Source organism: Algoriphagus sp. Y33 (genome assembly GCF_014838715.1).
In the GTDB taxonomy this organism is placed as follows: Bacteria; Bacteroidota; Bacteroidia; order Cytophagales; family Cyclobacteriaceae; genus Algoriphagus.
In genome coordinates this window covers 5,514,085-5,533,260 of record NZ_CP061947.1, presented here as the reverse complement: position 1 = coordinate 5,533,260, position 19,176 = coordinate 5,514,085, and the positions used below count along the sequence as shown (strand labels likewise).

The 19,176-nt window shown below is 42.0% G+C and carries 23 protein-coding genes; 12 read left to right on the top strand and 11 right to left on the bottom strand.

Annotated elements, in window-relative coordinates; all coding sequences use genetic code 11:
* Nucleotide 1: 1 nt before the first annotated feature.
* The 5 genes from ID165_RS22730 to ubiE form a co-directional block, all read right to left on the bottom strand.
* On the bottom strand, nt 2–739 hold the full coding sequence (locus ID165_RS22730) for a ThuA domain-containing protein (protein WP_192347709.1): 738 nt from the start codon (nt 737–739) through the stop codon (nt 2–4).
* 66 nt (nt 740–805) lie between these two features.
* Nucleotides 806–1,555 (bottom strand): M15 family metallopeptidase, encoded by a 750-nt coding sequence (locus ID165_RS22725; protein ID WP_192347708.1) that lies wholly within the window; start codon nt 1,553–1,555, stop codon nt 806–808.
* A 2-nt stretch (nt 1,556–1,557) separates the two neighbouring features.
* Complete coding sequence (locus ID165_RS22720; RefSeq protein WP_192347707.1) at nt 1,558–2,316, bottom strand: SDR family NAD(P)-dependent oxidoreductase; 759 nt, start codon at nt 2,314–2,316, stop codon at nt 1,558–1,560.
* A 98-nt stretch (nt 2,317–2,414) separates the two neighbouring features.
* Nucleotides 2,415–3,209 carry an outer membrane beta-barrel protein gene (locus ID165_RS22715; RefSeq protein ID WP_192347706.1) on the bottom strand — a complete coding sequence of 265 codons (795 nt, stop codon included), beginning with the start codon at nt 3,207–3,209 and terminating at the stop codon, nt 2,415–2,417.
* Complete coding sequence (gene ubiE, locus ID165_RS22710) at nt 3,158–3,880, bottom strand: bifunctional demethylmenaquinone methyltransferase/2-methoxy-6-polyprenyl-1,4-benzoquinol methylase UbiE (protein WP_192351726.1); 723 nt, start codon at nt 3,878–3,880, stop codon at nt 3,158–3,160. Before ubiE ends, ID165_RS22715 begins: the two co-directional genes overlap by 52 nt.
* 261 nt (nt 3,881–4,141) lie before the next feature.
* Between ubiE and yihA the strand changes: the two genes are divergently transcribed.
* From yihA to ID165_RS22680, 6 genes are all read left to right on the top strand, one after another.
* Complete coding sequence (yihA, locus tag ID165_RS22705) at nt 4,142–4,744, top strand: ribosome biogenesis GTP-binding protein YihA/YsxC (RefSeq protein WP_192347705.1); 603 nt, start codon at nt 4,142–4,144, stop codon at nt 4,742–4,744.
* Between the two features lie 49 nt (nt 4,745–4,793).
* Nucleotides 4,794–5,243 (top strand): DUF5606 domain-containing protein, encoded by a 450-nt coding sequence (locus tag ID165_RS22700; protein ID WP_192347704.1) that lies wholly within the window; start codon nt 4,794–4,796, stop codon nt 5,241–5,243.
* A gap of 42 nt (nt 5,244–5,285) precedes the next feature.
* On the top strand, nt 5,286–5,594 hold the full coding sequence (locus ID165_RS22695; protein WP_192347703.1) for a hypothetical protein: 309 nt from the start codon (nt 5,286–5,288) through the stop codon (nt 5,592–5,594).
* 79 nt (nt 5,595–5,673) lie between these two features.
* Complete coding sequence (locus tag ID165_RS22690) at nt 5,674–6,150, top strand: lipocalin family protein (protein WP_192347702.1); 477 nt, start codon at nt 5,674–5,676, stop codon at nt 6,148–6,150.
* 99 nt (nt 6,151–6,249) lie between these two features.
* Complete coding sequence (locus tag ID165_RS22685; protein WP_192347701.1) at nt 6,250–7,371, top strand: sugar phosphate isomerase/epimerase; 1,122 nt, start codon at nt 6,250–6,252, stop codon at nt 7,369–7,371.
* A 129-nt stretch (nt 7,372–7,500) separates the two neighbouring features.
* A complete protein-coding gene (locus ID165_RS22680) occupies nt 7,501–8,721 on the top strand; it encodes an ATP-binding protein (protein ID WP_192347700.1) in 1,221 nt (406 codons plus the stop codon).
* Nucleotides 8,722–8,726: 5 nt separating this feature from the next.
* Here ID165_RS22680 and rnhA read toward each other — a convergent pair whose 3' ends face one another.
* From rnhA to aroQ, 4 genes are all read right to left on the bottom strand, one after another.
* Nucleotides 8,727–9,179, bottom strand: a complete 453-nt coding sequence (rnhA, locus tag ID165_RS22675) for a ribonuclease HI (RefSeq protein ID WP_192347699.1) — start codon at nt 9,177–9,179, stop codon at nt 8,727–8,729.
* A 37-nt stretch (nt 9,180–9,216) separates the two neighbouring features.
* The gene (locus ID165_RS22670) at nt 9,217–9,804 is read right to left on the bottom strand and encodes a MarC family protein (RefSeq protein WP_192347698.1); all 588 of its coding nucleotides are present in this window, start codon (nt 9,802–9,804) and stop codon (nt 9,217–9,219) included.
* A 293-nt stretch (nt 9,805–10,097) separates the two neighbouring features.
* A complete protein-coding gene (locus ID165_RS22665; protein WP_192347697.1) occupies nt 10,098–11,153 on the bottom strand; it encodes an aminotransferase class V-fold PLP-dependent enzyme in 1,056 nt (351 codons plus the stop codon).
* An 11-nt stretch (nt 11,154–11,164) separates the two neighbouring features.
* Nucleotides 11,165–11,578 carry a type II 3-dehydroquinate dehydratase gene (gene aroQ, locus ID165_RS22660; RefSeq protein WP_192347696.1) on the bottom strand — a complete coding sequence of 138 codons (414 nt, stop codon included), beginning with the start codon at nt 11,576–11,578 and terminating at the stop codon, nt 11,165–11,167.
* Nucleotides 11,579–11,734: 156 nt separating this feature from the next.
* On the opposite strand from aroQ, the gene ID165_RS22655 reads away from it, so the two are divergent.
* The 6 genes from ID165_RS22655 to ID165_RS22630 all read left to right on the top strand — a co-directional run bounded on the left by ID165_RS22655 (nt 11,735) and on the right by ID165_RS22630 (nt 15,657).
* Nucleotides 11,735–11,926, top strand: coding sequence for a type II toxin-antitoxin system VapB family antitoxin (locus ID165_RS22655; protein WP_192347695.1), 192 nt, complete (start codon nt 11,735–11,737; stop codon nt 11,924–11,926).
* A 4-nt stretch (nt 11,927–11,930) separates the two neighbouring features.
* Nucleotides 11,931–12,329 (top strand): PIN domain-containing protein, encoded by a 399-nt coding sequence (locus tag ID165_RS22650; RefSeq protein ID WP_192347694.1) that lies wholly within the window; start codon nt 11,931–11,933, stop codon nt 12,327–12,329.
* A gap of 31 nt (nt 12,330–12,360) precedes the next feature.
* The gene (xerD, locus tag ID165_RS22645; protein WP_192347693.1) at nt 12,361–13,266 is read left to right on the top strand and encodes a site-specific tyrosine recombinase XerD; all 906 of its coding nucleotides are present in this window, start codon (nt 12,361–12,363) and stop codon (nt 13,264–13,266) included.
* Between the two features lie 76 nt (nt 13,267–13,342).
* Nucleotides 13,343–13,897 carry a DUF3575 domain-containing protein gene (locus ID165_RS22640; protein ID WP_192347692.1) on the top strand — a complete coding sequence of 185 codons (555 nt, stop codon included), beginning with the start codon at nt 13,343–13,345 and terminating at the stop codon, nt 13,895–13,897.
* Nucleotides 13,898–13,969: 72 nt separating this feature from the next.
* Nucleotides 13,970–14,611: a hypothetical protein gene (locus ID165_RS22635; RefSeq protein ID WP_192347691.1), complete on the top strand. Its 642-nt coding sequence runs from the start codon at nt 13,970–13,972 to the stop codon at nt 14,609–14,611.
* Between the two features lie 170 nt (nt 14,612–14,781).
* A complete protein-coding gene (locus tag ID165_RS22630) occupies nt 14,782–15,657 on the top strand; it encodes a glycoside hydrolase family 16 protein (protein ID WP_192347690.1) in 876 nt (291 codons plus the stop codon).
* Nucleotides 15,658–15,814: 157 nt separating this feature from the next.
* Here the strand turns inward: ID165_RS22630 and ID165_RS22625 are convergent, their stop codons facing one another.
* Both ID165_RS22625 and ID165_RS22620 read right to left on the bottom strand, forming a co-directional pair.
* Nucleotides 15,815–18,160 (bottom strand): TonB-dependent receptor, encoded by a 2,346-nt coding sequence (locus ID165_RS22625; protein WP_192347689.1) that lies wholly within the window; start codon nt 18,158–18,160, stop codon nt 15,815–15,817.
* Between the two features lie 395 nt (nt 18,161–18,555).
* Complete coding sequence (locus ID165_RS22620; protein ID WP_192347688.1) at nt 18,556–18,915, bottom strand: DUF4180 domain-containing protein; 360 nt, start codon at nt 18,913–18,915, stop codon at nt 18,556–18,558.
* Nucleotides 18,916–19,176 lie beyond the last annotated feature (261 nt).

Genomic DNA, 19,176 nt, shown 5'->3' with positions numbered 1-19,176 from the left:
ATTACTGCTTATAAGGCTCGCCCGTAGCAGCGTACCAGATACCTCCATAAAGGTGCTTTAAGAAATCAGGATCTTCCCAGGCAGACTCCACATGGCCTAGCGCAGTATAGAACACTCTTCCGCCATCAAATTCATGATACCAAGCCATAGGATGGTTGTCACCATTTCCCTTGGCTACTTTATACGTACTTTCATCCGCTTTGATCAGAACCTTGATGTCAGGATTAATTTCTTTGAACTCATACAATTCATCTGTCCACAGCCAGTTTTTCGGCAGATGCCATGTAGATGGATGTGTCTGATCCACTACGTCAAGTCTTAGCGTCTGCTGTGCAGGATGGGAAAGAAAATAGGCTCCTATCATCTTATTGTACCAAGGCCACTCGTATTCAGTATCAGTAGCAGAGTGGATCCCCACTACACCTTTGCCACTTTGAACGTATCGCTGAAAAGCAGCCTTTTGCTCATCATTAAAGATCGTGCCCGTGGTAGAAGTCAAAATCACCACATCATATTTTTCCAATTTTTCGTCGGTAAATTCACCGGCATCTTCAGTAGTGTACACACTGAAAACCTGGGTTTTTCCCATTTTTTTCAACGCGGCTACTGCCTCAGGAATGGACTGGTGGCGGAAGCCGGCAGTTTTACTGAAAACCAATGCTTTGAATTGCTGCGCCGGAGCCGCCAATATTGCGCTGAAAATAAGCCCAAGGACCAGGGCTGTTCGTTTTAAGGTCATAGGATTTTGAGTTGTTAGATTGTTGAAAATTGTTAATTGAATATTGAATTTGAGAATTGACTAGTACTACTTGACAATAGCAAACTTTTCTCCTGCTTCTTTTCGGGAAAAAGCATTGAAGTGCCACCATTCCGAACCTATTCCCGAGAAGCCATTTGCCTTCATTACTTTTCGCAGAATATCCCTGTTAGCTATCTGATCTGCTGTGAGCTTTCCTTCCGACAGCATTTGCTTTTCACGGTCAGGATATGCAGGATAGCCAAAGTAATCGTACCCAGTACCCATATCCAGCGTGGAGTCAGATTTTGTGTCAAATATTGTCAAATCCACAGCGACTCCGAAATTGTGCAAGCTGCCTTTTTTAGGGTCTGCGACATAAAGCGGCTTTATGCTATCCGGTTTGTCCAGATTGTCCCAAAGAATCTGCTGCACGCTCAAGGGGCGTACTCCATCATAGACTAGCAAGATGTAATCAGGAAACTGACCCCGGAGCATTTCTTGGGCATTTTTCAACCGGTCTGCTACTTCAGGCTGGAGATAAGCCTTGGTCAGATCACCATACACGTCCTTCCCAAAGAAATTATCCGTGGTGGAATATTTCAGTTCGACTTTTATACCGGGAATTACCTCTTCCACATCCACCAATCCCTGGGAAATCAGCTTTTCTTCCAACTGTGGCTTTTTTACTTCCAACTCTACTTCTTTGACAGGATCCAACACTTTTCGCTGCTGCTCAGAGAAAATTTCCTGATCGCTTTTTTGTGCTGTACCACAGGCAGCTAAAACCAAGAATAAGGGAAAATAATATTTCTTCACGATCAAGAATCTCTTTTTACGATAGTAGCCGAAGCCTGTGCTGTCGGTAAAACCACCACATCGGCAATCGTCACATGCGCAGGCCTAGTTACCGCAAATTCTACGATATCTGCAATATCCTGAGCTACCAATGGTTCCAATCCTTGATAAACAGTCTCTGCACGGCTATCATCTCCTTTGAAACGGACTAGGGAAAATTCAGTTTCTACCAAGCCCGGATGAATCGCCACCACACGGATACCAAAAGGATTCAAGTCCATTCTCATTCCCTTTGTGATGGCATCTACAGCATGCTTGGAACCGCAATACACACTTCCATTGGGATAGACTTCCTTGCCTGCGATGGAACCTATATTGATAATCATTCCTGATTTTCTTTCTGTCATTCCGGGGATAACTGCTCTGGACACATACAAAAGTCCCTTCACATTGATATCCAACATTGCATCCCAATCATCCAAATTGGCAGAATGAACAGGATCCATACCGTGGGCATTTCCTGCATTATTGATCAGCACGTCTATAGCTTTCCATTTCTCGGGAAGATTATCGAGGATCTCCTTTACTTTTTCCCGATCCCGGACGTCAAATACCAAAGGCAAAAAATCAATATCCTGAGGCAATTCAGACTTCAATTCCTCAAGTCGGTTTCCACGCCTTCCCGTGGCGATGATGTTATACCCGATTTTGGCGAGGGTGATCGCCGCAGCTTTTCCGATTCCAGACGTCGCTCCTGTGACTAAGGCAATTTTGTTTTTCATGCTGAAAGTTAAAAAATTATCAATGGACAATTTTCACTAGTCAATGAGCAAATTTGAAGTTTAAAAACCTCCCTTACTGCTTTTCAATTTCCAACCTGCTACTGAAAATTCAGATAAACAGTAATTGATTTTCTTCTAATCGACTCAATGGCCGCTTGAAGATCAGTACGGGTATTTTCTACCTGATAGACATTCATCAAGCCGTGGGAAAAACGGATTTCCGGGGCAAACTTGAAGTATTTGAAATAAATTTCAAACCCCATTCCAGCTTCAAGAGAGACATCCCGTCCTGTCATGACGATATCATCTACATTAGCTTCATCCTGACTTTTGGTCCGAAACTGATAGCTTGCCCCTCCCAGCCAATACATCCGGGTATTGTTGAACCTCACGGAACGATATTTCAAAAGCAAAGGCAACTCTACCATCGTGGCTTCAGAACTATAAACCTGAACTCCTCCCTGAGATAATTCATTACTCCCATCAGTAATAATTAAACTGGGATCCACATCTTCGTTAAAATAGGTCACTTCGGTCTTATATTCATAAAACCCCACCTTAGGAGTGAAAAGCAAAATTAGCTGGTCATGGAATTGTAGCATTCCCAAAAATCCCAGCGAAAAACCCGGTGTATATTTAGGCTGTATACTCCGTACATCGGAGGAAGCATTGTCATCAAAATAAAGATCAGAATACTTCATCTGATACGTACTGTTATGAGCAGCAAGGAAAAACCCATAGGAAAACGTCTTATTATCTGAGCTAGACGCCGATGACAAGCCAAACATCCCCTGCCCAAATGTCGGCATCGCTGCCAAGAAAGAGGCTACAGCGAATAGGACTACTTTGTCCCTACGTAGATTGAGCTTATTCCAAATGTAAGTGGTTTGCATAGGTTGCTTGTGAATCCGACTTTATTCATAATTCTCAGAAAATCCATTCCATCCGGAAAAGCCTGTACTGACTCAGGTAGATAAGTGTAAGCAGAATTGTCTTTGGAAACAATCTTGCCAATCTGCGGAAGAATCGCCTTGGAATAGAAAGCATACGCCTGCTTCATCGGAGCTTTTCTTGGCTTGCTGAATTCTAGGATCACCGCCTTGCCTCCCGGCTTCAGTACACGATACATATCCGCCAACCCTTTCTCCAGATTTTCAAAGTTTCTAACTCCAAATGAAACGATAACCGCATCAAACTTATTATCCTCAAAAAGCAGCCCTTCCGAATCCCCAAGCTGAAGCTCAATTTTATCCTCAAGCCCTTTTTTCCTCAATTTCTTACGGCCTTCCTCCAGCATTCCCTCAGAAATATCCACTCCGATGATCTTATCAGGATTCAACGAAAGCGCTTCAATTGCGAAGTCTCCCGTTCCCGTGGCAATATCCAAGATCAGTTTAGGCTGATCATCTTTCAGATATTTAATTGCTTTTCTTCTCCAAGTGATATCAATTCCCATGCTGAGCACGTGATTGAGCAAATCATATTTGCCGGAGATGTTATTGAACATTTCAGCAACTTGATCTTTTTTGGAATCTTGCTTGTCTTTGTAAGGAACTACCGCCATCAGAATTCTGTCTTTGAAAGAGCAATAATAGGGAAGAAACACGAGGAATGGAAAAAAGTAACTATCCAAAGCAAGTAAATCACCTTTAACAATCCTCAATTGAGTAACCCTTCGGGGGTTACTTTTTTTAGGTCTAATTTGAGAATATCAACTTTCCCATTTCGAACCCTCGAAGGTTTTTGGTAAAAGCGAATTCTCCGCGATGATCGCTCCAAAATCCTTTTCAGATATTGTCGTACTTTTGTATACAAAGAAAAATAGATGATCAAAACAGCCACCTTCGTAGTCAGCAACGCAGATCCCAGCAATTGTCCCAGACCAGACCGTGCTGAGATTGCTTTTATCGGCAGATCAAATGTGGGCAAAAGCTCACTGATCAATATGCTGGTCAACCAAAAGAGTTTGGCAAAGACCTCCCAAAAACCCGGTAAAACCCAATTGATCAACCACTTCATGATCAATGACAAGTGGTACATGGTCGATCTTCCCGGATATGGCTTCGCCAAAGTAAACCTGAAGATAAAACAAGGCTGGGAGAACATGATTTCAACCTATCTGACAAAACGAGAAAACCTCTGCGGCGTATTTGTTCTGATAGACAGCCGATTAGAACCTCAACAGATTGATTTGGAATTTTTGCTTTGGTGTGTAAGCCAAGAAGTTCCTACGGCGTTGGTGTTCACTAAGGCGGATAAGCAGTCCAGGGCAAAAACTGATCAGAATATTCAGAAATTTCTGAAGAAGACCAGAGAAATCTTTGAAGAAGAGCCCGATTACTTTATCACCAGTGCAGAAACAAACAGTGGCAAAGTAGAACTGACGAAGTTTATCGAAGAACTGGTAACAGAATATAAAGCTGGGTAAATCATTTGATTGATAATCCTATATTTGCAGCCTCGAAAAAATAAACCAAATGAATTTTAAAGATCTTGCCACCGTAGCCGGTAAACCCGGTTTGTTCAAAGTTTTGAAGCCTTCACGCACAGGGGTAATCCTGGAGAGCATGGACGCAAAAAAAACCAAACTCGTTGCAGGCATGTCCCAGCGTGTATCTATTCTTAGTGATATTTCAATCTATACATTGACTGAAGAGGGTGCTGAGCCGCTGGAATCCGTGATGAAAAAGATTGAAGCTGAATTCAAAGGGGATTTGGGTCTGGATGCCAATCCTGATGATTCTGAGCTTAGAGCTTTCATGAAGCACGTTCTTCCTGAAGTAGACGAAGCGAGAGTTTACACCTCAGATATCAAGAAACTGATCAATTGGTACAACTTACTTAAAGTACAGGCTCCCGAAGTATTACAGAAAACTGAGGAGGAAAAACCTGTAGAGACTAAGTCAGAAGAAAAATCAGACAACTAATACTCCAGCCCCGAAAAGACTCGGGGCTTTTTTGATACCGGCATGAGTGAATCCCTATCCCAAGAAACTTTTCTGCTGCTGCAAAAGGATTTTGACTTTCCCGAAAGTCTAACTGAATTTGATGAAGAAAAGGCGATCGCTACACTATCCAAAGTCATCGCTTACATGCTCGATAGAGAGTTTGAGCACTTGCTTCAAGTTTGCTACCGAATAGACCTTGGAGAAGAAAAGCTCAAGAAAATTCTCCATGAATCCGAACCTGACCAAGTCGCCCCTGATTTGGCCAGAGCACTCTGGAATAGACAAAAGCAAAAAGTGCAAATCAGAAAAAAATATGCTGAAAATGAATAAAAAGGTTTACGTCTGTTTTATGAGGGTCTAATGCCAATTTTCACTATTTTACACATTCTTTTCTAACCCATTTTTCTCTATGAAAACATTTTCCAAACTCCCTTATCTAGTTATGCTGGCCAGCCTCATTACTTTAGGGTCATGTAGCGAAGATGATGACAAAGATCCTCCGAAGTCAGCTACTGAACTGATCGGGTCAGGTGAAGCTTGGAAATTCAGCAGCGCATCAGCTGGCGGTATTCCTATCACCTCCGCAATTCCCGCATGTTTCTTGGACAATCAGATTACTTTTGATTACAATGAAAGTGGAAATACAGGCGTTGTAGATGCCGGTGCCAATAAATGCAGTGAATCCGAGCCACAGACAGCCGATTTCGAGTGGTCATACAGTGAATCAACTTCCATATTAACAGTGGATACCGAGTTACTTGACATTCCCGGGGCTACCGGAGATATTAAAGTTGTCAGCGTGACTGCCGATACATTGGTACTTACTCAAAGTGTAGCTATTACAGGTCTGGGGCCACAAGAAGTGACACTTACCTTAGTGCATTGATTAAAAAAAATCAAATCTTTCCATAAAAAGGAAATAGACCTTGTTCTTGTGAGCGCTTGGTTTATTTCCTTCTTTTGTTTCCTACCCAATACGAACACCATGGCAAACCCTATCTGGATTATGACTTCTGCTTTTGACCAACTCACCTTGGATCAAACAGTAGAGAAAGCAATAGAAATCGGCGTGCAAGGACTTGACCTTTGCGTTTTCAGAAAAGATGGCACACGCGATGATTTTGTGGCCACACATCTGGACTATGAAAATTTCGGATCCGAGCAAGCCAAAAAACTCATTGAAAAATTCAACGGTGCCAAACTTCGCCTTTCTATAGGAGCTTTTGACAACCTCATCGGTGGAGATCCTGCTGAGCGGGTCAAAAATCAAACCCATCTCCTGCGATTGATAAGAATGGCTTATTTACTTGGCGGAGATGAAAACGATGTGAAAGTCGGGACATTCGTAGGCTATAATCACGAACTTGGAAACCAGGAAGGCGGTTTTGAAAAAAATCTCCTGGAATACCGAAAGGTATTTGGCCCCATCATCCGCTATGCAAACAGCCTTGGAGTGACTGTATTGTATGAAAACTGTCCTATGGAAGGCTGGAGAAGCTCGGGCCACTTTGGCACGTTTAATAACCTTCCGGGGGTTTTGGCAGCACGGAAAATCATGTATGAATTCATTCCGGAGTCCAATCACGGAGAAATCTACGATCCTTCGCATGACATATGGCAGCACACTGATCCCGTGGAAGTGATCAAAAACACCGACATGAAACGGCTGAAACGAATCCACGTCAAATCTACACGAAACAATCCCGATCCCTTCTGGGGCAATATGTATCCCATGCAGGAAATCAAAGCTGAATGGGCTGAAAAAGCAGGAATCACTTCCAGTACCAATCCTTGGGACAGGCACCACTACGAGGCTACTTTGCCCGGATTTGGTCTAGGCGACTCGATGGATTGGCGGGCATTTGTGAATATGCTAAAGGAGAAAAATTTCACGGGTCCCTTTGAAATCGAAAACGAAGCAGCACTTTCCAAACAAACCGGTAAAATGGGAGCCATAGTCCAAGGCTGCAAAGCTGCAGTTCAGAATCTCGCTCCCTTGCTCTATGAATTAAGTGATGAAGGATGGACATATCCTGAAGCAGAATACAAACCTCTTTTGGAAGTCAATCCTGCCGATGTACCGCTGATGACAATGGAGAAATTATGAGGTATTAAATCAGAAGTTTGAAAATTTAATAGTTTACGTTTTTAACGTAAACTATTTTCTTTTATAAAAAGAAACTTTTATACTTTAGTAAAATAAACTGTATCTTTGAGGAAACAATGGCCTCACCTTATGATACTTAAAGAAGAAATAGCATCGGCAGTTGCAGGGCAAAAAAAGGTGGTGCTCAAGAACAACTCAGTAACCAAGAGAGAAGCTGCCAAGAATTTAAAGCCTTCCAGCACACATATAGCCGTAATCACGGGAATACGCCGTTGTGGAAAAAGCACGCTAATGCGGCAAATCATCTCAGAAACCCCGACAGATTTTTCCTACTTCAACTTTGAGGATCCACGGATATTTGGTTTTGAAATAGGGGACTTCCCAAAACTAGATGAGGTATTTGGAGCGGAAAACTCCACCTATTTCTTTGATGAAATACAAAACGTACCGGGCTGGGAGGTCTATGTCCGTCAGCTACATGATCGAGGAGAAAAAGTCTATGTCACCGGCTCGAATGCATCATTGCTCAGTCGAGAACTTGGGACAAGACTTACGGGCCGTTACTTAGCCCATGAGATATTTCCCTTTTCTTACCGGGAATTTTTGGAATACAATGCAAGACCGGATGAACAGGCAAGTTTTGAAGAGTATTTGAACTCCGGCGGATTTCCGGAATATCTGCGTGACAAAAACCCTGAGGTATTACAAAACTTACTCAAGGACATCGTCTTCAGAGACATCGCCATACGATATAGCATAAAAAACACCAAAACGCTGATGGACATCACGCTTTTCCTGATATCCAATGTAGGAAAAGAGATGAGCTTCAATAGTCTTAAAAAAACTTTTGAGGTAGGCTCAGCTACTACTGTCTCCGACTATTTGTCTTGGCTAGAAGATGCCTATTTACTGTTTTTTCTGCCAAGATTCAGTTGGTCTGCTAAAAGCATCTCCAAGAATCCAAAGAAAGTTTACTGTATAGACACCGGATTTGCCAAGGCAAATTCCTTGAGCTTTAGCAAAGATCAAGGCAGGTTATTAGAAAATCTCGTGTATATCTTGCTCAGAAAAACAAGGTTGAAAACCTACTATTTCAGGGAGAACAAGGAGTGCGATTTTGTGGTTTTTGAAGATGATTCTTGCAAATGGCTTATACAAGTCACAGAAAGAATCCATCTCGACAATCAAAAGCGCGAAGTGGATGGACTTACAGAAGCTATGGAGTTTTTTGGAAAAACCGAAGGCTTTATCCTCACGCTTGATCAAAGGGATACACTTTCTTCAAAGGGAAGAACCTTCCGAATACTTCCTGTCAAAGAGTTTCTTGCCGAATACTTAAATAAACCCTAGGTAACTCACAAACTCGCTTCGTACCCGGTATCTACCTTAAGGTCAAATCCCTCTGACGCTTGGACCGCCAGCACGTCACATCTTTCATTTTCGATATTCCCCGCATGTCCTTTTACCCAGATAAACTTGGGTTTGTATTTCAGATGAAGTGGGATATACCGAAGCCAAAGATCCGGATTCTTTTTGTCTTTAAAACCTTTCTTTTGCCAACCCCAAATCCAGCCTTTTTCCACAGAGTCGACCACATACTTGCTATCGGAATAGATCTGCACAGGAAACTCATCTGTGGTAAGTGCCTGAAGTGCACGAATCACAGCCAAGAGCTCCATGCGATTGTTGGTAGTTAGGCGGAATCCTTCAGAAAGTTCTTTTCGATGCTTATTGAATTTCAGTACAGCGCCATAGCCGCCCGGGCCAGGATTGCCTTTGGCTGCACCGTCAGTGTAAATGGAAATCATGGGACAAAGTTAACTAAAAATCGTCTAGACAATCAGCTTAAAGCCCCGATTCTATGCCCGGAAAGGCATTTGTCTTGAAAATCTTGACTGCGATGGATAGCAAAATAATCCCAAAAATTCTTCTTAGGACATCCAAACCCGTTTTGCCGATTTTTCGCTCCAGCCAGCCTGTGCTTTTCAGCACGATGTAAACCAAGATCAAATTTAGGAGGATTCCTATCGCAATGTTAATCTGGGCAAACTCAGCTTTCAGAGTCAAAATCGTAGTCAATGTTCCCGCGCCCGCAATCAATGGAAAAGCGATTGGTACAATGGAAGCACTGTCTTTGGCATCGGGATCCGATTTGAAAAGCTCGATCCCAAGGATCATTTCAGCTCCGATCGCAAAAATGATCAATGCACCTGCAATCGCAAAATCCTCCACACCTATTCCGAAAAGACTCAAAATTGATTTGCCTGCAAAAAGAAACAATATCATCAAAACCCCTGCTGCCAAGGCGGCTTTTTCGGATTGAATATGTCCCACTTTCTGTCTGAGATTGACGATAATCGGTATAGATCCGAGGATATCAATCACCGAGAAAAGGATTAAAGACACAGATAAAATTTCCTTCAAATCAAACATGCCGCGAAAGTAGGAAAATAACGGTTGAGGTTTTCAAAACCTCGTAGGTTTTTAAATTACGGAATAGTTAAGAAAGAAGGTTTTATTACCTTAAATTCTCTATTCCTCTAAAGAATATTCATCAGGTAAATAATCCTCCAACATATTTTCATGAATTTTTAAAAACTCAGGAATACCTCCAAACCAAATTCTCTTGAAACCTTTTGAGTATCAATACAAAAAGGTCCAAGTCTGAAGAGCCTGTAAAGTTGTTTAGAAACTGCGCCCTGCGAATACCTTCGTGTTCTTTGTGGTTAAAACCGACCTAGAAACTTAATCAACTTATCCATTTCTGCATTAGTAATCGCAGGGAAATTTGCTACCCGGAAGCTCGTTGGTTTATGAGGCCCATAACCTGATCCAAGTTGCATTCCCTCTTTTTCGGCATCTTTCTTTACCGAAGCGATCAACTCCTCAGAGCCTGTTACTGCCAAGACGGTAGTGCTTCTCGTTTCTGCATTATCCACCAGCATCCGAAGGGACTTAGACTGAGCCACTGCAGTTTCCAACTTTTGCATACGTCCACGGAGATTGGCATCGATATGCTGAACTTCTTCCAGATCTTTCAAAACCCGATTGAGTAAATAGATCCCAAGTACATTGGGGGTATAGTGTGTCTGATAACCGGCAGCATTTTCCAGCATAAAACTCAAGCTGTTATACCTTCCTTTTTCTCCCTTGCTTTCACATTTCTCTATGGCTTTGGGTGAAAGAATAAGTATTCCCAAGCCCGCCGGAAGACCGAAGCATTTTTGTACCGATGCATACCAAATATCCGCCAATTCAAAATCCAATTCTATCCCGGCCATGGAAGAAGTCGTATCCACTGCAAGCATTTTCTCGGGATATTTATCTTTAATAGACCTAATCACCGACATCGGTACCTGAGTCGCATTGGCAGTTTCATTTTGCGTGAGCGCAATCACATCAAAGTCTCCTGAGATCTCCATTGATGCCACATCTATTGCTTCATTCGCTTCGATTTTCAGTCCATCAGTAGCAGGGTTGATATGCTTTGCAAAGCCTATCCATTTTTTTCCAAATGAACCTGAATAAATATGAAAACTAGCCTGCTGCACTATGGACTGGGTGATAATCTCCCAATTCTCGGTAGCACTGGAGGTGAAGAGCAGTTTGTAATCTTCCGGCATGTGAAGCTTCTCACGCATCAGTTGTTCGGTCTCTTGGTACAAAGACATAAACGCACTGCTCCGATGATTGGCGCTTAGAATACCTTCATTGTAGGCATCTTGCAAATAAGTAGGTAGGGCATCGTAAACTTTGGATGGCCCGGGTGCAAATGTGAGCATAGGTTGTTCGGTTATAGGAAATAGCGGATTCCAAGTTCGTAGCCCTTTAGGCCAAGTCCGGAGATCATTCCGACGCAGGACTTGGAAATAATGCTTTTGTGGCGGAATTCTTCCCGCTTATAGATGTTCGAGATATGTACTTCCAGCGTAGGCGTAGTCACCCCGGCGATGGCATCGGATATAGCCACCGAAGTATGGGTATAGCCACCTGCATTGAGCAGAATTGCATCAAAGGAAAACCCAACTTCGTGAATCTTATTAATCAGCTCTCCCTCCACATTGCTTTGGTAGTAGTGAAGTTCAACTTCAGAAAAAGTACTTTTTAATTCTTCGAAATATTCTTCAAACGAAGTGCTTCCATAGACTTCAGGCTCTCTTTTCCCAAGAAGATTAAGATTCGGGCCGTTAATGATCAGGATTTTCAAAACAAAATTCGGTTTGATGGATATCGGCTCAAAGTTAAAAGGATTTTCAGGTTTTAAAGTGGAAAGGATAGAAGGTTTTAAGGTTGAAAAACATTCTTATGAAAGAGAAACTTTTGTGTATGATTTTTCGTAATTTGGTGTATAAATACTGATGTTATGAGAACTAATATTGAAATTGATGAGGAATTGATGAATGAAATTCTTGATAAGACTGCCCTTAAAACCAAAAAAGAGGTTGTCGATAAAGCACTGCGTGAATTCTTACGTAAAATCAAACTCCGTGAATTGAGTGATCTAAGGGGAAAAATCATTTGGGAAGGAAAACTTGACGAAATGAGAGAGAGCTAATACGATGCTTGTTCTTCCTGACACCTCTATTTGGATCAATTTTTTTAATAATCCTTATTCAGTTATCTCTGAAAGACTAGATACACTAATCGATGAGGATTTAATTGTTATTTGCCCTCCTATTTATCAGGAGATTCTGCAGGGAACAAAAGACGAAAAGGACTTTCGAATTCTTTCCCAAAAATTATCAAGTTTGACTCGCCTAAATGCCGATCCATACGAAGCAGCCTTAGGTTCAGTTCAAATCTATTCAGGTTTGAGACAAAAAGGGGTAACTATCCGCAAAAGCAATGACTGCTTGATTGCTTGGTATGCAGTTAAGTACAATGTCCCAATTTGGCATCAGGATAGAGATTTTGACATGATCGCCAATCAAGGAATATTGAAAATTTTCAAAATTTGAATTTCCAATTTTTAGCCATTCCAATCTTCCAATGAGTAGTCTTTGGCAAAACCACATCAAGCAATTCCGACATTACCTCAAACTTGAGCGCTCACTTAGTGGGAATTCTATTGATGCTTATGCCCGTGATGTGGAAAAACTCGCAAAATACAGTGATGCAAATTTTCCCGATCAAAGCCCTTTGACACTGGAACTGGAACATCTGAGAAAGTTTGTAAACGAGCTCGCCAAACTCGAAATATCAGAATACACCCACGCCAGAATTGTATCAGGAATCAAGGCTTTTTACAAATACCTGATGTATGAGGACAGAATCACCGAAGATCCTGCCCAGCTACTCGAAGCTCCAAAACTTGGAAGAAAACTCCCCGATACGCTAAGCTATCAGGAAATTGTGCAGCTTTTGGAGGCAATTCCACTTGGTGAGCCTGAAGGCCATCGTAACCGTGCAATACTGGAGATGCTTTACAGTTCAGGCTTGCGGGTATCCGAACTTACAGAATTAAAAAAAGGACAGGTGTTTGAAGACGTCGGGTTTCTGAGGGTGACGGGCAAGGGAAATAAAGAACGCCTGGTCCCCATAGGAAAGGATGCACTGAAATACCTGAATATCTATAAAGATGAGGTTCGGGTACATCAACCCATCGCCAAAGGCCATGAAGAATATGTTTTTCTGAACCGAAGAGGCAAGAAACTTTCCAGGGTAATGATCTTCCTGATTATCAAAAAGACCGCTGAGCAAGCAGGAATAGAAAAAAATATTTCCCCACACACCTTCAGGCATTCCTTTGCCACGCATCTTATCGAAGGAGGAGCCGATCTACGTGCTGTGCAGGAAATGCTTGGCCATGAAAGCATTACGACCACAGAAATCTATACGCACTTGGATAGGGATTATTTGAGGCAGGTGCTGACTGATTTTCATCCTAGGAAATAAATGATGGATGTTGGAGGCCGGATGTCGGATGCTGAAAAAAAGAATAGTTTTGCAACAAATTAATTTCCTAGTCCTTATGAAATGCCTTCTTGCGCTCTTATTGCTTATTTTTTCATTCTCACTCACACATGCTCAAGACGCTCCTGTGACTACCAATAGAGTAGAGATCCACACTGGATTACTGGGTGTTTGGCTAAACAAGGAATATAGACTTTCGGATCAATTAGCTATAAGAACTGAAGTTGGTCTTGATGCTGGGCTATGGTGGAACACTTATGATTCAGGATATATTTTTACCCCTGTATTTACGGCTGAACCTAGATGGTATTATAATCTAGAAAAGCGAGCCAAAAAAGGAAGGACAACAAAAGGGAACTTTGGCAACTTTTTCTCATTGAAAACCAGTTTCCATCCTGATCTATTTATCATTTCAAATTACTACGACAAAAGAGTTCCTGATTTATCTATCATACCAACCTGGGGAATCCGTCGTGCAGTATCACGTCAGTTTATATTTGAGACAGGTATTGGACTTGGATACATTCACTATTTCCAAAAATCCTACGGTTACACTTCTAATGAGGGAGAGTTAGCAGCAAATCTTCATATACGTTTCGGATACAGGTTATGATTCTGCTTCAACCTATCTAAATTGTTACCGATCTACTTTCTTTCAAAATGAGAAAAAATAATTATACACCTTATGAAAAAAGGGATTTTACTGCTATTTACCCTAATAGCATTTTCCGCTTGCACTTCTACCAAGATTTACCCTAGAATCAGCTGTCATATTTGCTTAGCACAACAAGATGGAGTTTTACTACTTCCGCTAAACTGGAAAGAAAGCTTTAGGCGGCTCTCTATCTCAGAACAGAACCGGTTGGAAAAAATGATTGTGGAGATCTTTCAGGACGAGGGCTTTACCAACGTGACAATATATGATCAAATGGAGTACGAGCTTCTAAATGCGGGCATCAAAGATGTCAATGATCCTATTCAGCGGGCCAACATTAACCTAGAGTTGGGAATCCCATATCTCTTGGGACTTAGCTTAGGAGAATTGGCTTGGTCTGGAAATTGGGAAAGAACTGATCCGTCAGACTTTAATTCTCCCAGCTATTGGGAGAGCGACACCCATATCAAAAGTTTCCTTCGAGTGGCACTGATGGAAACCGCCACCGGTGATATTATTTCTGATTATGCTATAGAAACCACGATAAACGGACTTCCTATTCCCATAGGCGATGGTCAAACTATGGATTTGAATTTCGGCTCTCTTTATAAGGCAGTCTCAATTTCTACCCGAAAGGGGGTCAAAAACTTGATGAAGGATTGCGGATGCTGATTTCAAGACACAAAATACAAGTAGCGAGAAAAAGAAATCAGGATCCTACTCTGATTTTAGGCTTCCCCCACATATTCAACCCTCAATAGATTAGGCTAGAAATTCTTATAGATTTTGAGGGGATTGATTTTGTATCAAAATAGGATAAGAAAACACCTATATTGAAGACTATGAAACAAGTATTTATCTTACTTTTTTTACTGGTGACTAGTTTACTTCCAAATGATTCCAATAAGAAGCACAAGTCTTTCCGCGAGGACTTCTCCAAATCCACATTAAAGAATTTTCGATACGGTTCGACTGGGAGACATGCCGATTCTAAACATACAACAATAGGAGTTCCGTCTCCCTCTGAGTCGAAAACTCAGATTCTTTCTTTCAAACTCAATCCAGAAGAAAAAGCCGGACCTGGCAAGGGCCCTGAGATTATCTCCAAGCACTTCACTCATTTCGGAACTTACTTCACTAGGCTTAAAGTACCCGATGCAACAAAAAAACAGCCGAATCTAGGTGCTGTGGTCGGTTATTTCACCTACCATGAAGACCGAAAAAAAGGTCTTAGCGAAATCGACTTCGAATGGCTGCTAGCTAACCCAAAAATTATATACATAGGTACATGGACTGGTAAGCACGGCAAGCTGCAGCGCATCGGAAGGATCATCAATCTGGCAGAGGGAAAAATCATAGAAACAATCTCAAAAGTGGGTTTCAATGGGACACCAACACCTTTAACCGGTTCACAAAATATCCCCGAAAGTATTCCTGCTATCGAAAATTACGATGCTTCGTCCCAATTTTATACCTATGGATTTGATTGGGAGAGTGACAGGATCCAATGGTGGATGTTACACCCTGAAACCGCTGACACACTAGTGCTTTGGGATTATCAGGGGTCTCAGCTCGGGATTCCCCTGCATGAGTCCAAGTATAGAATGAACTTTTGGCATACAGAGGATTGGGCTGTGGAAGAAAATCCAAATTCACTTGAAAAACCGAAATTCCCATTCGAGCTGGAAGTGGATTGGATGGAGTATAAGAGGAACTGAAGTAAATCAGAAATATTGTTCACTCGGGCAAGCCTTAGAATCATGCAGTCCAATCTAATAAGAAACAGTTTTCCATGGATCCAATTTGCAAGTCTTTGTGATCCATTTGCTCTCCTTGTTATTCAACCCAAGCTCTTTCGAGCTTGGGTTTCACTTTTTAAAATTCCACCCGATAACTCAAAATAGGAATCAATGGTGCTTGATAGGAAGTTTTGATCTCTCCATCCATAGCTTCAAAATAGCTGCCGTAGATATTTTTTCGGTTACTGGCATTCTGGATATCCAGTGCCCAGGTTCGGGTGGACTTAGGTTTGTTTTTCTTTAAGCTAAAACGAAGATCTGTGCGGAAATAAGCGGGATTCTGATCGGTATAGGCGAGATGATCATAATATACCTCCTCCCCTTTTTCAATGGATTCTTCCAGATTGATCGGTGTAGTGCGCAGCCCACCCGTGTAGATCGCACGGACATTCAGTCCGAGAATTCTTTCTCTTTTGAGTTTGTACTCTTTACCGGCAGTCAGCGTCACATTGAAATTGCCATTGTAGGCCGTATTTCTCCAAACATCCTCATTGGTTTTGTATTTGGAGCTGTACAGAGAAGTGGAGAGCAGGAAGTACAGGTCATTGTGCATAAACTGCTCCAACGTGAGCTCAACTCCGTAGTTTCTCCCAAACCCCTCATTTACCAGTGGATCTGTGGCAAAAGCCCATTGCTGATTGATGATGGAATAGGTCTCATCTGCACCACTTTTAATCGGAATGTCAAACAAATGCTGGTAATAGGTCTCCACTTTCACCCGTAGGTAAGGCGTCAACGAGCGATCATAGCCCAGCACAAAATGATGCGATTTGCTCAGCCCAAGATCTTCATTTGGAAGAATAATCTGTCCATTCACTTCCTGTTCAGCAAAGTACGTTCCCAGTGGCTGCGTCTGACTATGCAGCCCATACCCGAAGCTCAACCGCTGCTTTTCGTCCAGCACATAGGAAGCACTGACCCGGGGCTCGACCGAGTTTGAATTGTTCAGCAAAAGCTGCAGGTAATGCAGTCCTACATTGAAAGTCAAGCGCTCGCCGGGACGGTAGTTGAGTTGGGAGAAAGCCTGAATACTCTGTGTATTTCCTTTGGAATTGATATTGGTCTTTAAGCCTCTCATACCTTCTTCGAAGTCATCTTCACGCAGATTGTAATACAATTGATTTACATAGACACCACTTCTCAAATTCGCTTTTGCAGAAAATTTGGTATTCAAAACAGAACTGAAAGTGATCTTGGAATTGCTGTATTTGTTATAATAGCGATCCTGAAACTGTAAGTTGTCATCTAATCGTGAAGAGGTAGTCCCCAAGCCATTTCCTGAGGCCAACACAGTGGTTTGGAGGAAATTTGCCTCATTCAAACTATAGGAATGTTTGATTCCTGCAGCACCGGTATTGGAAAAGAAAGTGCTTCCATAGCGATCTTCTTCAGATTCCCAGTTCAGTGAATCCGTGAGTGCATTTCCCTTCTGATCACTAAGCCCTCCAAATCCAAAAAGAGTAATGTTGCTTTTCGATCCGGTTGGCAGATAGATATTAAAGGACAAATCCTGAAAATTGGTCACAAAATCGCCCAAAGGCAACCCAATATTCGAAAGCAATGAAAGAGTGGAATAGCGGTAGTTGACAAGGTATGACCCCTTGTAATTTTTGGCAATAGGCCCTTCTGCGGCCAAGTCCAAACCAAGAATTCCTGCCTGGATCGTGAACTCCCTGTTTTCATTATTCCCTTTTCGAAGATTTAGATCAAATGCTCCCGAAAGTGCATTGCCGTATTCTGCAGGAAAAGCCCCTGTCAAGAAATCGGAATTGGCCAGCAACTGCGAACTCAAGATGGATATGCCGCCTCCTGAAGTACCTGGATTGACAAAGTGATTGGGATTTGGGATATCGATCCCTTCCATTCTCCAAAGCAGGCCATTGGGACTGTTGCCGCGGATCGAGATATTGTTATTGCCATCGTCCGTACCTGTAACACCCGAGAAGGAAGTTGCCATACGTCCGGGATCATTTACCGCAGCGGCAAATTTCCTTGTTTCCTCTACGGAGAACGTTCTTCCGCTCACCTGAATCATATCGTTGACAGTTCGGTCCTTCTCTGTAGCAGTCACAACGAATTCGTCGATTTGAGTGACGTTTTCTTCCAGCGGAATTGTAAGAACTACTTCCTTCCCTGAATTGAGCTGGATAGTTGGGCTAATAATTTCCTTAAAGCCCATAAAATTCACTTTGAGTGAATATGTACCCAATGGCAACCCTGTGAGTTTGAAATCTCCATGCACATCCGAAGAAGTCCCGATCACAGGATCTGAGCCTAAAACCATTACCGTAGCACCGGGCATAGGTGCCTTGGTGATTTGGTCGATCACCGTGCCGCGGATAGTCTGTGTAAGTTGTTGTGCTTGGAGGGGATTGATTGCCATGAAAAATAACACCGCAAAAACCTTAGTAAACGAATGCATATTAATGTGTTTAGTTTGGTTCTTTGACAAGAGGAGGAGGATTTACCCTTAGTGGGGGAAAGAATTTTCACGCAAAAGCGCGATATTTTATACCTCTGTTGAAGTCTACTACCGTAGGCAGCAAGGGACAACTTTTTAAAATGGCTTGGTCAGAGGTTCGTCACTGCCATGATCGGGCTTGTCATCGCCGGAAGACAGCGTATGATAAAAATTCTGATACAGGTATTCAGGAAAGAATTACTAAAGGGAATTCCCACTGTGAATTGGTCGCCTGAGAATGCTTTTCAGTTATAAAAGTTTATAATCAACGACTTGCGAAAAAATGAACAAGTTTCGGGTCATTGGCAATTGGGACTGGGGCTTCAGCCAATTCTTGCCTTGATATCAACCAACCCCTACTTGGTCAAGGCATTTAATGCCTCGTCAACAGATGCAACAAAATTCACCTGTCTCCCCTTGTTGCTTTCGTAAATAAAATCTCTCAGGCTGTTGCTCGTAAATCCGGTAAAACCGCCCACCACTGCTAGACTAATCCGATAATTCGAAAACTTTTGAAGAATCTCGCCCGCCATTTTATTCTTTAAGTCAAAAAAATCTGCAGTGATATTTTCTAGATGCAGAATGATTTTATCGAAGCCTTGATAATAAATATCACCCATCAGATCCAATGCATCTTCCGTGTTTTGTATTACTGTCTTATCTGAAATCACTTCCGCAATCTCTGTTTCACCTATTTTGTGAGTTTGTATGTTCATTGTTTTTGTATGTGAATTTCATGAAATATTTTAAGGTTCAACTTATAATAGTCTCTGACTACACCATCTAAGGAATCTTTATGGGCTTTAATCGATGTAGCATCTTGTGCTACAAGGTGGTAAGCCGAGGAAAAAAGCAAAAAAGTGGAAACCAATAATTGAAAATACACTTTCAGTTTTTGTTGTATCTAATACGCTTCAAAATCAACGAATATCTGTTGGTATAGGGCTTATCGGATGTTGTGAAAATAACGAAATAGT

Bases quoted from the DNA above. Each gene is read 5' to 3' on its own strand.
- rnhA (WP_192347699.1), bottom strand. From the start codon at position 9,179: ATGATTTCCATTTACACTGACGGTGCAGCCAAAGGCAATCCTGGCCCG.
- ID165_RS22620 (WP_192347688.1), bottom strand. From the start codon at position 18,915: ATGAACATACAAACTCACAAAATAGGTGAAACAGAGATTGCGGAAGTG.
- xerD (WP_192347693.1), top strand. From the start codon at position 12,361: ATGAGTAGTCTTTGGCAAAACCACATCAAGCAATTCCGACATTACCTC.
- ID165_RS22695 (WP_192347703.1), top strand. From the start codon at position 5,286: ATGAGTGAATCCCTATCCCAAGAAACTTTTCTGCTGCTGCAAAAGGAT.
- ID165_RS22650 (WP_192347694.1), top strand. From the start codon at position 11,931: ATGCTTGTTCTTCCTGACACCTCTATTTGGATCAATTTTTTTAATAAT.
- ID165_RS22715 (WP_192347706.1), bottom strand. From the start codon at position 3,209: ATGCAAACCACTTACATTTGGAATAAGCTCAATCTACGTAGGGACAAA.
- ID165_RS22625 (WP_192347689.1), bottom strand. From the start codon at position 18,160: ATGCATTCGTTTACTAAGGTTTTTGCGGTGTTATTTTTCATGGCAATC.
- ID165_RS22700 (WP_192347704.1), top strand. From the start codon at position 4,794: ATGAATTTTAAAGATCTTGCCACCGTAGCCGGTAAACCCGGTTTGTTC.
- ID165_RS22635 (WP_192347691.1), top strand. From the start codon at position 13,970: ATGAAAAAAGGGATTTTACTGCTATTTACCCTAATAGCATTTTCCGCT.
- ID165_RS22665 (WP_192347697.1), bottom strand. From the start codon at position 11,153: ATGCTCACATTTGCACCCGGGCCATCCAAAGTTTACGATGCCCTACCT.
- ID165_RS22630 (WP_192347690.1), top strand. From the start codon at position 14,782: ATGAAACAAGTATTTATCTTACTTTTTTTACTGGTGACTAGTTTACTT.
- ID165_RS22640 (WP_192347692.1), top strand. From the start codon at position 13,343: ATGAAATGCCTTCTTGCGCTCTTATTGCTTATTTTTTCATTCTCACTC.
- yihA (WP_192347705.1), top strand. From the start codon at position 4,142: ATGATCAAAACAGCCACCTTCGTAGTCAGCAACGCAGATCCCAGCAAT.
- ID165_RS22730 (WP_192347709.1), bottom strand. From the start codon at position 739: ATGACCTTAAAACGAACAGCCCTGGTCCTTGGGCTTATTTTCAGCGCA.
- ID165_RS22680 (WP_192347700.1), top strand. From the start codon at position 7,501: ATGATACTTAAAGAAGAAATAGCATCGGCAGTTGCAGGGCAAAAAAAG.
- ID165_RS22655 (WP_192347695.1), top strand. From the start codon at position 11,735: ATGAGAACTAATATTGAAATTGATGAGGAATTGATGAATGAAATTCTT.
- ID165_RS22685 (WP_192347701.1), top strand. From the start codon at position 6,250: ATGGCAAACCCTATCTGGATTATGACTTCTGCTTTTGACCAACTCACC.
- ID165_RS22690 (WP_192347702.1), top strand. From the start codon at position 5,674: ATGAAAACATTTTCCAAACTCCCTTATCTAGTTATGCTGGCCAGCCTC.
- ID165_RS22720 (WP_192347707.1), bottom strand. From the start codon at position 2,316: ATGAAAAACAAAATTGCCTTAGTCACAGGAGCGACGTCTGGAATCGGA.
- ID165_RS22670 (WP_192347698.1), bottom strand. From the start codon at position 9,804: ATGTTTGATTTGAAGGAAATTTTATCTGTGTCTTTAATCCTTTTCTCG.
- ubiE (WP_192351726.1), bottom strand. From the start codon at position 3,880: ATGGCGGTAGTTCCTTACAAAGACAAGCAAGATTCCAAAAAAGATCAA.